At 72.4% G+C, this 13,823-nt stretch carries 5 protein-coding genes; all 5 read right to left on the bottom strand.

Features of this window, described 5'->3' with window-relative positions:
* Positions 1-8: 8 nt before the first annotated feature.
* From NR798_RS23195 to NR798_RS23215, 5 genes are read right to left on the bottom strand one after another with little or no spacing between them, the layout of a single operon-like run.
* On the bottom strand, positions 9-7,367 hold the full coding sequence (locus NR798_RS23195) for an amino acid adenylation domain-containing protein (protein ID WP_375773662.1): 7,359 nt from the start codon (positions 7,365-7,367) through the stop codon (positions 9-11).
* A 42-nt stretch (positions 7,368-7,409) separates the two neighbouring features.
* Positions 7,410-9,224, bottom strand: coding sequence for a GNAT family N-acetyltransferase (locus tag NR798_RS23200; protein ID WP_375773663.1), 1,815 nt, complete (start codon positions 9,222-9,224; stop codon positions 7,410-7,412).
* Positions 9,225-9,242: 18 nt separating this feature from the next.
* A complete protein-coding gene (locus NR798_RS23205) occupies positions 9,243-11,066 on the bottom strand; it encodes a GNAT family N-acetyltransferase (RefSeq protein ID WP_375773664.1) in 1,824 nt (607 codons plus the stop codon).
* A 33-nt stretch (positions 11,067-11,099) separates the two neighbouring features.
* Positions 11,100-12,476, bottom strand: coding sequence for an MFS transporter (locus NR798_RS23210; protein WP_375773665.1), 1,377 nt, complete (start codon positions 12,474-12,476; stop codon positions 11,100-11,102).
* Positions 12,473-13,822: a hypothetical protein gene (locus NR798_RS23215; RefSeq protein ID WP_375773666.1), complete on the bottom strand. Its 1,350-nt coding sequence runs from the start codon at positions 13,820-13,822 to the stop codon at positions 12,473-12,475. Before NR798_RS23215 ends, NR798_RS23210 begins: the two co-directional genes overlap by 4 nt.
* Position 13,823 lies beyond the last annotated feature (1 nt).

A 13,823-nucleotide genomic window follows, 5' to 3' on the forward strand; every position in this document is an offset into this window, starting at 1 on the left:
TTCACGGGCTACCCCCCCTTCGCGCCCACCGCCTGGAGTCTCCGGGGCGGTGACTCCAGCACGCGGGCCAGCGTCCGGGCCAGCGTCTCCACCTGCGGGGAGCGCAGCGCCGAGTAGTGATCCCCGGGCACCACCTCCATCTCCACGTGGGCCGCCAGCGCCGCCCAGCCCCGGTCCGGCGCGTCCGGGTCTCCCACCTGGGCCTCCTGGCCTCGCAGCATCGTGAGGGGCAGCGGCAGCGGGCTCAACGTGTGCTGGTAGAGGGCTCGCACGCAGCCCGTGAAGACGCGCTGGAGCCTCTGGTAGCCCAGCAGCGCGCCCGCGTCCGCCGGCTGCTCCAGCGGCAGCCCCATCGTCTGCGCCAGGTTCGCCGCGAAGAGGCTGTTGAGCGTCGCCTCGTCCTCCAACCGCGTGCCCTGGGCATACGCGGTGGGGCTCGGCTCGATGAAGACGAGCTGCTCCACCTCCTCGCCCTGCTCCTTCAGCAGGCGCGCCATCTCGAAGGCCACCACGGCGCCCATGGACCAGCCTCCCAGCCGGTACGGGCCCCGGGGCTGCACGGTGCGCAGCGCCTCCACGTACAGCGCCGCCATCTCCGGGAGCGACTCCAGCGGCGGCTGCGCTCCCTCCAGCCCGCGCGCCTGCAGGCCGTAGAAGGGCTGCTCGGCGTCCAGGTGGCGCACCAGCTCGGCGTAGCACAGCACGTTGCCCCCAATGGGGTGCACGCAGAAGAACGGCCGGCGCGAGCCTCCCGTGCGCAGCGGCACCAGCACGTCCCCGCTCGCCAGCGCCAGGCGCAGCCGGGACATCGGCTCCTCGGGGTGCGCCACCGACCACCGCAGCAGCGCGCGCAGGTGCTCCGCCATCCGCGCCGCCGTGAAGGACTCGAAGAGATCTCCGCTGTACTCCAGCACGCCGGTGATCTCCTGCTCCTCCTCCCACAGGGCCAGCGTCAGATCGAACTTCGCCGAGTGGCGCTCCACGTCCACGAAGCGCATGGACAGCCCCGGCCCCATGGGCTGCGAGCCCGGCGCGTTCTCCAGCACGAACAGCACCTGGAAGAGCGGCGAGCGGCTGGAGTCGCGCGTGGGCAGCAGCTCCTCCACCACGCGCTCGAAGGGCACGTCCTGGTGGGCATAGGCCCCGAGCGTCACCTCGCGTACGCGGCCCAGCAGCTCGCGGAAGCTGGGATCCCCCTCCAGCCGGGTGCGCAGCACCAGCGTGTTGACGAAGCAGCCGATCAACCCCTCCAGCTCCGGCTGCGCCCGGCCCGCGATGGGCGAGCCCACCGACACGTCGAGCTGCCCCGAGCCGGCCGACAGCAGCGTCTGGAAGCCCGCCAGCAGGGCCATGAAGAGCGTCACGCCCTCGCGCTGGCACAGCGCCTGGAGCGACGCCGTCAGCTCCCGGCCGAGCCGCACCGGCACCCGCCCGCCCCGGAAGGACGGCACCGGTGGACGCGGCTTGTCCGTGGGCAGCTCCAGCGCCGCCGGTGCTCCCGCGAGCTGCTTGCGCCAGTACGCCAGTTGCGACTCCAGCACCTCGCCCTTCAGCCACTGGCGCTGCCACACCGCGTAGTCCGCGTACTGCACGGACAGCGGCGCCAGCCGGGGCGGCTCGCCCGTGGAGAAGGCCTCGTAGAGCGACGACAGCTCGCGGATGAGGATGCCCGAGGACCACCCGTCCGAGATGATGTGGTGCATCGTCACCACCAGCAGGTGCTGCTGTCCGGACAGCCTCACCAGCAGCGCTCGCAGCAGCGGCGCCCGCGTCAGCTCGAACGGCCGCTCCGCCTCCTCCGCCGCCAGGGTGAGGGCCTCGCGCTCCCGCTCGGCCTCGGGCAGCCCTCGCAGATCCACCAGCCCGAGCTCCGGCTCCACGTCCGGGAGGATGCTCTGCGTGGGGCCCTGGCCGTCCTCGATGAAGGTGGTCCGCAGGCCCTCGTGGCGCCGCATCAGCGCCTGGACGGCACGTGCCAGGGCCCGCGCGTTCAACGGGCCCTCGAGCCGCAGCGCCGCCAGGATGGTGTAGGCGGTGCTGCCCGGCTCGAACCTGTCGAGCACCCACAGCCGCTGCTGGGCGAAGGACAACGGCAGCCGCTCCGTCCTCGGCACGGGCAGCAGCGGCGGGATGACGCGGAGCGCGCTGCCGCTGTCCCGGGCCGCGTCCACCCGGCTCGCCAGCGCCTCGAGCGTCGGCGTCTCGAAGAAGGCATTCAGGGGCAGCTCGAGCTTCAGCGCCGAGCGCAGCCTCGACACCACCTGCGTCGCCAGCAGCGAGTGGCCTCCCAGCTCGAGGAAATGATCCTTCGCCCCCACGGACTCCACTCCGAGCACCTGCCGCCACAGGCCCGCCAGCAGCTCCTCGGTGGGCGTCCGTGGCGCGACGTAGGGACGCTGGCTGGAGCGCTCGGCCGCCGGGGCCGGCAGCGCCTTGCGATCCACCTTGCCGTTCGCGTTGCGCGGCAGGGACTCCAGCACCACGAACGCCGGGGGCACCATGTACTCGGGCAGCGTGCGGCGCATCCAGTCGCGCAGCTGCGTGGGATCCAACCCGAGGGGCGCGATACCCTCACCCCGTCCCTCTCCCGGGGGGAGAGGGGAGTTGGGCGTGGTGGGGGAAGTGGGCGTGGTGGGGGAAGTGGGCGTGGTGGGGGAAGTGGGCGCGGCGTAGGCCACCAGGCGCTTGTCGCCGGGCACGTCCTCTCGCACCACCACCACCACCTCGCGCACGCCCGGGTGGCGCTGCAGCGTGGTCTCCACTTCGCCCAGCTCGATGCGGAAGCCGCGGATCTTCACCTGGTTGTCGTTGCGCCCCAGGTAGTCCAGCTCTCCGTCCGGCCGGTAGCGCACCCGATCTCCCGTCCGGTACATGCGCGCGCCCGGCGCCCCGAAGGGACACGGCACGAAGCGCTCCGCGGTGAGCTCCGGCCGGTGCAGGTACCCTCGCGCCAGTCCGTCGCCCGCGAGGTACAGCTCCCCGGGCACTCCCACCGGCACCGGCTCCAGGTGCTCGTCCAACACGTACGCCTGGGTGTTGGAGAGCGGGCGGCCGATGGTGATGGGCTCTCCGGGGCGCACCCGCACCCAGGTGGAGTAGGTGGTGTCCTCCGAGGGGCCATAGAGGTTGTTCAGCTCCCTCACCGTGGGGACGCCGTACACCTGGCGCGCGAGCGGCTCGGGCAGCGGCTCTCCGGCGAGGTTGATGGTGCGCACCGACGCCGGCAGCGCTCCGAGCCGCAGCAACTGCGCCATCGCCGAGGGCACGGTGTTGACGAGCGTCACCTCGGAGGCCTGGGGCAGCTCGGCCAGGTGCAGCGCGTTGCGCGCGACGATGACCGTGCCGCCACTGCTCAACGGGGCGAAGAGCTCGAAGACGGAGAGATCGAAGTTGAGGGAGGTGCACGCCAGCACGCCCCGCAGCGTCTCGGGAGGGAACGTGGCCAGGGCCCACGAGAGGAACGCCACGGCGCTGCGGTGGGTGATGGCCACGCCCTTGGGCCGGCCCGTGCTGCCCGAGGTGTAGATGAGGTAGGCGAGGTTCTCGGGCTCGAGCGCGCCGGGCGGCGGCGAGCCGGGCTGCCCGGCCACGGCCTCCGGCAGGGCATCCAGGCAGACCACCTGGGCGGAGTGGGGCGGCAGCACCGCTTGCAGGTGCGAGTGCGCGAGCAGCGCGGGGCCCCGGGCATCCTCCAGGAGGAAGGCCAGACGCTCGCGCGGGTAGGTGGGATCCAACGGGACGTAGGCGCCGCCGGCCTTGAGGATGGCGAGCATGCCCACCACCATGTCCGCGGAGCGCTCGACGCACAGGCCCACGCGCACCTCGGGGCCCACGCCCAGCGAGCGCAGGTAGTGGGCGAGCCGGTTGGCGCGCGTGTCCAGCTCCCGGTACGTGAGGCGCTCCGGGCCCGCGCTCACGGCCACCGCCTCGGGGGTGCGGCGGGCCTGGGCCTCGACGAGGTGGTGGATGCAGGCCTCGCGCGGGAAGTCCGCCGCCGTGGCGTTCCACTCCACCAGCAGGCGGTGCCGCTCCTGCGCGGTGAGCCGCGCCTGCTCCTGGGACGTCTCCGGGTCCGCGGAGGCGTCGTCGGCGCGCAGGGGGACGACGGGCTGGCGCTCGCGGCGCTTCGGCCCGGAGGCCCGCTCCTGCTTCGGCTCCCCGCCGGCACGGGCCTCGTCCACCAGCCGCGCCACCTGCCGCACCGTGGAGTGCTGGAAGAGGACGCGCACCGGCAGCTCCACACCGAAGCGCGCCCTCAGCCTCGCCACCACCCGCGTGGCCATCAGCGAGTTGCCGCCCAGCTTGAAGAGATCATCCTTCGCGCCCACCTGCTCCACGTGCAGCAGCTCCGAGAAGAGCGCGGCGACCTCGGCCTCGGTAGGCGTGCCCGGGGCGGTGGCCTCCTCCCGCGTGCGCTCCAGCTTCGGGGCGGGCAGCGCCTTGCGATCCACCTTGCCGTTGGGGCTGAGCGGCAGGGCCTCCAGCACCACGAGCGCCGAGGGCACCATGTACTCGGGCAGCTTCTCGCGCAGGCGGGCGCTCAGTGCCTCCGGGTCCACCGCCGCCGCGCCGCCGCGCCCCGCCACGTAGGCCACCAGCCGCTTGTCGCCGGGCACGTCCTCGCGCGCCATCACCACCGCCTGCTGCACGGTGGGCTGCTGCTCCAGCGCGGATTCGATCTCCCCCAGCTCGATGCGCAGGCCGCGGATCTTCACCTGGAAGTCGGCCCGGCCCAGGTACTCCACATTGCCGTCGGGCAGCCAGCGCGCCACGTCGCCCGTGCGGTACATCCTCGCCCCCGGCGTCTCGCTGAAGGGGTCCGGGATGAAGCGCTCGGCCGTCAGCTCGGGCCGGGACAGGTAGCCACGCCCCACCTGCACGCCGCCGATGAACAGCTCGCCGGGCACCCCCACCGGCACCGGCCGCAGCTTCGGATCCAGCAGCCGGATGGACGTGTTCGCCACGGGCCGGCCGATGGGCACCGAGCGCCGCTGCTCGCCGCGCACGCAGGCGTAGAAGGTGACGTCGACAGCCGCCTCGGTGGGGCCGTAGAGGTTGTGCAGCCCGGCCTGGGGCAGCCGCTGCAGACAGCGCTCGGCGAGCTCCAACGGCAGGGCCTCGCCACTGCACACCACGCGCCGCAGCGCCGCACAGCGCTCCAGCCCCGGCTCCTCCAGGAAGACCTGGAGCATGGAGGGCACGAAGTGCAGCGTGGTGACGCGCGCCTCGGCGATGAGCCGCACCAGGTAGGCCGGCTCCTGGTGCCCACCGGGCCGGGCCACCACCAGCCGCGCGCCCACCATCAACGGCCAGAAGAACTCCCAGACGGACACGTCGAAGCTGAAGGGCGTCTTCTGCAGCACGGTGTCCTGGGGACCCAGGGCGTACTCCTCCTGCATCCACAGCAGCCGGTTCACCACGGGCGCATGGGCATTCATCGCCCCCTTGGGCCGCCCGGTGGAGCCGGAGGTGAAGATGACGTAGGCGAGGTTGTCCGGCGTGGCGAGCGGCGGCGGCGCGTGCTCCGGGTGCGCGGCCACCTCGTCCCACTGCGAGTCCAGGCAGAGCACCCGGGCCCCGTGCGGCGGCAGGCGCGAGAGCAGCCGCTGCTGGACCAGCAGCACGGCGGGGCGCGCGTCCTCGAGCATCCACACCAGCCGCTGCGAGGGGTAGTCGGGATCCAACGGGACGTAGGCGCCGCCGGCCTTCAGCGTGGCCAGCAGGGCGATCACCATCTCCAGCGAGCGCTCGACACACAGGCCCACGCGCACCTCGGGGCCCACGCCCAGCGAGCGCAGGTGCCAGGCGAGCTGGTTGGCGCGTGCCTCCAGCTCCCGGTAGGTGAGCGATTGCCCCTCGAATTCGAGCGCCACGGCCTCGGGCGTGCGCTCCACCTGCGCCTCGATGAGGGTGTGGAGGCAGGCGGTGGGTCTCCCGGCCTTCTCGCCGTTCCACTCCTCGAGGATCTGCCGGCGCTCCTCCTGCGTCAGCAGGGGCAGCTCGGAGATGCGCTGCTCCGGGTCCTCGGCGGCGGCGGCCAGCAGCGAGCGCAGGTGCCCCAGCAGCCGGAGCATCGTCGGGGCCTCGAAGAGCTCCGTGCTGTACTCGGCGCTGAGCCGCAGCCCCTCGGGCAGCTCGGTGGCGTACAGCGTCAGATCGTGCTTCGTCGTCCCGGTGTGGACGGGCAGCACCTCCATGCGCAGGCCCGGGACCTGGAGCGGGGGCAGGGGCGCGTTCTGCAGGTTGAGCATCACCTGGAAGAGCGGCAGGTGGCGCGAGCTGCGCTCGGGCTTGAGGGCCTCCACCAGCTTCTCGAAGGGCACGTCCTGGTGGGCCTGGGCTTCGCGCGCCGACTCGAAGGCGCGGTCCAGCAGCTCGCGGAACGTCGGGTCCCCCTCGAGGCGGGTGCGCAGGGCGAGCGTGTTGATGAACAGCCCGATGAGCCCCTCCAGCTCGGCGCGCTCACGGCCCGCCACCAGCGTGCCCACCGTCAGATCCGTCTGCCCGGTGTAGCGCTGCAGCAGCACCGCGAAGGCGGCCAGCAGGGTGGCGAAGAGCGTCTTGCCCTCGCGCTGGGCGAGCCCCTTGAGGGCCTGCGTCAGCTCCGGCGAGAGCACCAGCGACTGGCGCACGCCCTGGGAGCCGAGCACGGCCGGGCGCGGCCTGTCCCCCGGCAGCTCCAGCACGGCGTGGGGATCCAGCTTCGAGCGCCAGAAGGCGAGCTGCGACTCCAGCACCTCGCCCCGCAGCCACTCGCGCTGCCAGCCGGCGTACTCGGCGTACTGGAGGGGCAGGGGGGGCAGGGGCGAGGGCCGGCCCTCGAGGAAGGCCGGGTAGAGCGCCGCCAGCTCCCGGACGAGCACGCCCATGGACCAGCCGTCCGCGATGGCGTGGTGCAGGTTGAACAGCAGCAGGTGCTCGTGCGGGGACAGCCGGTACAGCACGGTGCGCAGCAGCGGACCCTGGCTCAGCTCGAAGGGCCGCCGGGCCTCGGAGGAGATGTGCTTCCAGGCCTGGGCCTCGCGCCCGGCCTCGGGATGCTCCTGGAGGTCCACCAGGGTGAGGGGCACCGCCACGCTCGGGGCGATGAGCTGGACGGGGCTGCCCTCCTGCTCCAGGAGCGTGGTGCGCAGCGGCTCGTGACGGCTCACCAGCTCCTGGAGTCCGCGCTCGAGCGCCTCCAGGTGGAGCTCTCCCGTGAGCCGCACCGCCACCGGCATGTTGAACAGGGCGCTGCCGGGGTTCCACTGATCCAGGAACCACATCCGCTCCTGGGAAAAGGACGCGGGGGCCTGCTTGGGCTTGCGGGCCTTCTCGCGCAGGAGGCGGGCCAGTTGTGCGCGCTTCTCTTCAGGAGTGGACGCCATGTGTCTTCATTCCAAGGACTTGGGTGATTGCCGGAGCGCCGCTCAGCCCAGGCGCTCCTGGAGGGACTGCCGCACCGCCCCGGGCACGGCGGAGAGGCCCTCGGGGCGGGAGCCTTCCGCCCAGGCCACCTCCGGGCCTCCCGACTCGGAGCCCGCCCCCACGGCCGGGGCCCCCCACCGCAGCAGCTGGCCCGCGTCCACGCCGCGCTGGAGCAGCTCCTGCGCCGCCGCGGTGACCAGCACCACCGAGCCGCCCTGCGTGGCCGTGAGCACCACCGCGGCCTGGGGAGCCGCCTTCCGCAGCCCCTCGGCGAGCGTGCGCAGGTTCTGCGAGGACTCCTCTCCCAGGTGGCTGGCCACCAGCAGGGCGTCTCCCAGCTTCGAGGCGCCCTCGAGGAGCTGGCGGGCCACCTGCGCCCGCTGGGCCCGCGCGGACACCCGTTTGGTCCGCTTCTCGTCGTGCAGCTGGTGCTCCAGCTGGCCGAGCCGCTCGCGCAGCGCGTCCAGGCGCTTGGGCGGGGACTGCCAGCCGTCCATCTTCCTCGCGAGCGCGGGCAGCCGCGAGGCCAGCTCCTTCGGCTCCAGCCGGGACAGCTCCTCCAGCTCGCCGCGCAGCGCCTCCAGCGCCTCCTCCACCTGCGCCACCGACTCGCGGGGGCTCAGGAAGGGCGGGGCGAAGGTCTCGGGGACACCGTCGAAGCCCGCCACGTCCTCGCCGTCGATCTGCCGCAGGCGGGAGCGGACGACGGGCAGCAGGTTGTCGTTGGCCAGCTTCCGCACCAGCCGCCACCCCGCCTGCCGGTAGGCGGGCAGATGGGCGCTGTAGACGGCGTTGTAGCGGGGCACCGGCCTGTCCCCGCGGTGGCTCTTGAAGGGGTCCGCGCCGCCCCCCGTCTCGATGGCGATGCCCCGGTCCAGCGCCTCCTGCATCAGCAGGTTGTTGAGGATGCGGTAGAGCCCCAGCTCCTGCGGGAGGCTCAGCTCGTACCCGGCCGCGGGCGAGAAGAGGACGTCCCCCTTCACGTGGAAGCCGTAGAAGCTGTCGATGCGCCCGTCCTTCACCAGCAGGCGGAACTGGATCATCTCTCCGCGCAGGGCCGCCTCGAAGAAGGCGGGGGTGATGGGGGGGTTGGTGGCGTACTTCTCCCGGTTGAGCATCCGGTACAGCTCGGCGAGCCGGGGGGCACAGCCAGGCATCTCCCGGGCGTCCACCAGCTGGTAGCCGCTGGTCTCCAGCAGCCGCGCATCCCGGCGCCGGTTCTCGCGCGCCTTGCGGCCCGGCTCATGGCCGTGGGGGAGGAGCACGCGGGTGTGCGTCATGAAGGCGAACGCGTAGCCCTGGGCCTTCAGGTGGTTGCACAGCGGGGCGTGGGTGGCGGGGCTCAGCGCCGGGAAGACGAGGGCGTGCTGGGGGTAGCGCGCGGTGAGGAACTCCGTGAGGCGCCGCACCTGATCGGCCGTGAGCGGGGCGCCCATGTTGCGCAGCGTGGGCCAGTTGTCGACGTGGATGACCTTGTTGATGCGGGCGCCCTGCAGCAGCGCGCCCAGGCTCCACAGCGCGCTGCCCATGGCCAGCCGGGGCAGGGGCTTCCAGTTGCCCGTCTTGAGGAGGGCGCGCTGGCTGGTGATGTAGCGGGCGAAGGGGGAGAAGAAGTACGAGTTGCCGTACTCGGCGTCGTTGATGGAGAGCGGGATGAGCAGCTCATCCAGCGCGAGCAGGCGCAGGGTGCTGCGGTCCTCGAAGAAGGCGTGCGCCCCCTGCTGGAAGAGCGGGACGAGGAAGTCGCGCGCCTTGCGTCCCTCCTCCGTCCCGGGCCACGGAGCGTCCGCGATGGTGTTCTCGTCGTAGAGGATCATGGCTGGGGAGTCGGGAGGTTAAGAGGTGCCGCCGAGGCGGGTCTGGAGGAAGGTGCGCGCGGCCTCGAGCGCCGCGCCGATGCCCTCGGGCCGCGAGCCGCCACCCCAGGCGATGTCGGGAGCGCCGCCGCCCTTGCCCTCGACGGAGGGGGCCACCTGGGCCATGAGCTGGCCGGCGTCCACGCCGCGCTGGACCAGGGCCTGGGTGGCCGCGGTGACGAGCACCACCTTGCCGCCGCGCGTGGCCGTCAGCACCACGGCGGCACAGCCGGCCGACTGCCGCAGGCTGTCCGCCAGGGCGCGCAGCTGCTGGGCGGACGCCTCTCCCTGATGGCTGGCCACGAGCAGGGCCTCTCCCAGCTTCGTGGCGCCCTCGAGGAGCTGGCGGGCCAGCTCGGCCGCCGGGGGGCCCTTGTCCTGGGGGGCCTTGGCGCTGGCCCCGCGCCGCTGGCGCTGCTCCAGCTGCTCCAGCTTCTCGCGCAGCGCCACCACGCGCCGGGTGGGCTGCTGCCAGTTGTGCAGCTTCTCCGCGAGCGGGGCGAGGGCCCGGGCCAGGGCCTCCGCCTCCAGCCCCGAGGCCTCCTCCAGCGCACGCTCCAGCGAGCCCAGCTCCTGGCGCAGCAGCTCCGCCGCCTCGTGCGCCCCCAGCGTGGGCGGGGCGAAGGTCTCGGGCACGCCGTCGAAGCCCACCACGCCGTCCCCGTCTATCTGCCGCAGCACCGCCCGGTTGGCCCCCAGCATGGAGCCGTTGGCGAAGCGCCGCAGCAGCCGCCACCCCTGCTGGCGCCAGCCCGGCAGATGCCGGGTGTAGACGGCGCTGTAGCGGGGCATGGGGCTGTCACCGCGCATGCTCTTGAATTGATCGGCGCCCGCGCCCAGCTCCACGGCCACGCCCAGCTCCATCGCCTCCTGGATGAGCTGGTGCACCAGGCCCCGGTACAGCCCGAGCTCCTGAGGCAGGTTCACGTCGTACCCGAAGACGGGCGCGAAGAGCACGTCATGGCTCACCGCGTAGGCGAAGAAGCCGTCGATGCGCCCGTCCTTCACCGCCAGCCGGAAGTGCAGCGTGCCGTCGCGCAGGGCCGCCTCGAAGAACTCCGGCGCCATCCGCTGGTTCGTCGAGTACTTCTCCTCGTTGAGCAACCGGTACAGCTCGGCCAGCCGCGGCGCGCAGCCGGGCCGCGCCTGGCCGTCCACCACCTCATAGCCGCTCGCCTCCAGCAGCCGCGCGTCCCGGCGCCGGTTCTCGCGCACCTGCCGGCTCACCTCTGCCTTGTAGGGCAGCAGCACGCGCGTGTGGAAGGCGTAGACGGCCTCGTAGCCCTCGCCCCCGAGAGTGTTGAGCAGGGGCGCGTGCGTGGCCAGGCTCAGCGCCGGAAACACGAGGGCGTGCCCGGGGAAGCGCTCGGTGAGGAACGCCGTGAGCCGCCGCACCTGCTCCGCGGACAGCAGGACGCCCCGGTTGCGCAGCACCAGCCAGTGGTCCACGTAGACGCACCGGTCGATCCGCGCCGCCTTGAGCATCGCTCCCACGCCGTGCAGCACGCCGCGCACCAGCCGCCCGTACACCGGCCCCCAGTTCCCCCGCTCGATCGCCTTCACCTGCAGGGTGACGTAGCGGGCGAAGTTCGACAGCATCGGCGAGTTGCCGTACTCGGCGTCGTTGATGGCCAGCGGCAGCACGTGCCCATCCAGCTCCACCAGCCGCAGCGTGGTCCTGTCCGACACGAAGGCCTCGCTGCCCCGCTTCATCAGCGGCGTGAGATAGGCGCGCGCGAAGCGCCCCTCCGGCGAGTCGGGCCAGGGGACCTGCTCCAGGGTGCTCTCGTCGTGAAGAACCATGAAACTCCAGGTTCTCTTGGAATTTGGGAAAAATCAACCCACTACGGCGGGCCCTGGAGAGGGGCCGAGGGCTGGGGGAGCGTCGGGCCCGTCGAGGGCGTCCGGCAGCTCGTCCTCCACGTGGCGGATGCGCGGGGAGAGGAAGGAGACGAGCGTGTGGACGAGGATGATGACGCCCAGCACGACGAACAGGAGCGCGATGCCGCGCCCGGTGCCGACACCGAGCACGCGCCCGACGGAGTGCTCCAGCGCGCCGCCGGGGACGAGCAGGGGCTCGAAGACGTAGTCGGACAGGGGGCCGCACAGCAGGGCGGCGAGGGGATTCGCGGCCAGGCCGAGCATCCGCCGCACGGAGAAGACGCGCCCCTGGAGGCCGGGAGGCACCTTGCTCTGCCAGATGGCCTGCATGGAGCTGAGGATGACCGGGGAGCACATGAGGAAGACGAAGGCTCCCCCCGCGATGACCGGAGCCGAGGGCGGCAGGGCCGCGGCGAACAGCGCCAGCGCGGACAGCAGGTAGAAGCCGAGCACCCCGTGGATGCGGCGCTTGGGGCCGCCCCACACGGCCATCAGCACGCCGCCCACCACCATGCCCACGCCCGCGAAGGACAGGACCAGGCCCAGGGTGGACACGCCCGCGAAGCTCAGCACCAGGGGGTAGATGAGCACGATGATCATGCTGGTGATCAGGTTGAGGATGCCGATGAACACCATGAGCTGCAGCAGCCCGGGCCGGGTGCGGATGAAGGTCCAGCCCTCGGTGATGTCCCGCCGGAGCGACTGCTGGCCCGGCTGCTCCCGCACGGGCGGCGCGGGCGGGAAGCGGACGAACAGCAGGAGCGTGACGGAGACGGCGAAGGTGAGCACGTCCAGCTGCACCACGCCATGCAGCCCGATGGACCCCAGCACCTGGCCGGCCGTCAGGGGCGCCAGGAGCTGCCCGGCGCCGAAGGCCAGCTCGATCATCCCATTGGCGCGGCCCAGGTGCTCCTTGGGGACGAGCAGCGTCGTGGCGGCGTAGCACGCCGGCAGTTGGAGCGTGCTGAAGCAGGAGCCCAGGGCGATCAGCCCATACAGGTGCCACAGCTCGAGCTGCCACAGGCCCTTGTCGCTGGCGAGCAGCAGCAGCCAGATGAGGGCCGCGCCCACGCCCGCGCCCACCTCCGCCAGGAGCAGGGCCCAGCGGCGATCCCAGCGGTCGATGAGGGCGCCGGCCAGCGGGGACAGCACCATCATCGGCAGGAAGTAGAAGAACTGGAAGAGCGAGTACTGGGTGATGGAGCCGCTGCGCTGGTACATGAACGTACCGATCGCGAACGTCGTCAGCCCCGAGCCGAACCAGGTGATGGCCAGTCCGAGCCATGTCGCGAGGAACGCGGGGCCGGGCCGGGTGATGGCGGGGAACCTCATGGCTGGACCACCACCAGCGGGGTGTTGCAGCCGCCCTGGGCCACGTTGACGATGGCGTCCCGCGAGAGGCGGACGCAGAAGCCCTCCTGCCGGCCGTCGTTCCACAGGAACGGGTTGAGATCCGCGTACAGCTCCTCGTGGCGCAGCTGTCCTCCGTCGTAGACGGGGTAGCGCTCCTGGGCCGTGGGGACACGCTCCTGGACGATCCACGGGCCCTCCACCGCTGTCTTCAGGGTGGTGCTCCACGTCGCGGCGTCGGTCTGCCAGCCCAGCGTCACCCCGCTGCCGCCGAACTCGTTCGCCGGCTTGAGGACGAGCTGCTCACGGTGCTCGGCGATGAAGGGCAGCAGCTCCACCTCCCGGCCGCCGTAGGATGTCTTTCCCTCCTTCACCGCGCGCGTCCAGGGGACGTGGCGGGCCAGCACGGGGCGCAGCTCCGGCGCGAACATCTCCGAGTGCGCCACGTCGCTGAGCACGGCGAAGAGCAGCTTGTTGCGCAAGACGCAGCTGCGGAACAGCCCGTTCATGAAGTGCGCCGCGCGCTCGGCGAGCGCCCGCATGACCGGGTGCTCGCGGTCGCAGCCCACGATGAGCCCGGCGAACCCGCTGGACGTGATGTAGCTGACGACATCCACCTGGAAGTCCTCCACGAAGAGCCGGCCGTCCCGGTACGTCCACGCGTCCTCGGAGGTGACGAGCCGGATGGGGAGGCCCTGGGCCCGCATGTAATCGCGGTACAGCGCCTCCTCCTCGCCATCGTCCGGGCTGGGAGGGCCGAAGAAGGCGAGCTGCGGCACGCCGCTGCGGCCGGTGCCCGCGTGCAGCGCCTTCAGCGACTCGATGAGGGGGGGCGCGGTGCGCGGGAAGGACACCTCATACCGGCGCGCGAAGGCCTCCAGCACGGGCGTGGCGGCGAACGCCTCCCCGATGTTGTGCATGTGGAGGGGGCCCCCCGGGTCGGGGTTGTACTCGATGAAGCGGATGACCCCGTCCGGACCGGTGAAGCCGTCCAGGCGCCCGCTGATCTGGCAGCTCGCGTCCATGGGCATCAGCAGCTCCTCCCAGTCCTGGATGCCGAGCAGGCGGCGGAAGGCTTCGTCCTCGCAGGCGCGCCGGTACACCGTCTCGAGCGCCTGGGACACCGCCCTGGAGGCGCGCTGGAGGTCCGCCTGCTGCTCCGGGGTGATGAAGCGGGGGCGCAGCACCCGGTACAGCGAACGTCCCTTGTGGCGCACCGTCCGCGCCTCGCACTGCCGCAGGAGCGTCTCGTGCGTGCGCTCGAGGACCTCGCCCCGCAGCAGCCCGTCATAGAAGGAAACAGCGTCGGCCAGCGCGTGAGCTGACATG

The organism is Archangium gephyra (assembly GCF_042230915.1).
Taxonomy (GTDB): Bacteria; Myxococcota; Myxococcia; order Myxococcales; family Myxococcaceae; genus Archangium; species Archangium gephyra_B.

Coding starts and splice junctions, on each gene's coding strand:
- NR798_RS23195 (WP_375773662.1), bottom strand. CDS start 7,367: ATGGCGTCCACTCCTGAAGAGAAGCGCGCACAACTGGCCCGCCTCCTG.
- NR798_RS23200 (WP_375773663.1), bottom strand. CDS start 9,224: ATGATCCTCTACGACGAGAACACCATCGCGGACGCTCCGTGGCCCGGG.
- NR798_RS23205 (WP_375773664.1), bottom strand. CDS start 11,066: ATGGTTCTTCACGACGAGAGCACCCTGGAGCAGGTCCCCTGGCCCGAC.
- NR798_RS23210 (WP_375773665.1), bottom strand. CDS start 12,476: ATGAGGTTCCCCGCCATCACCCGGCCCGGCCCCGCGTTCCTCGCGACA.
- NR798_RS23215 (WP_375773666.1), bottom strand. CDS start 13,822: ATGTCAGCTCACGCGCTGGCCGACGCTGTTTCCTTCTATGACGGGCTG.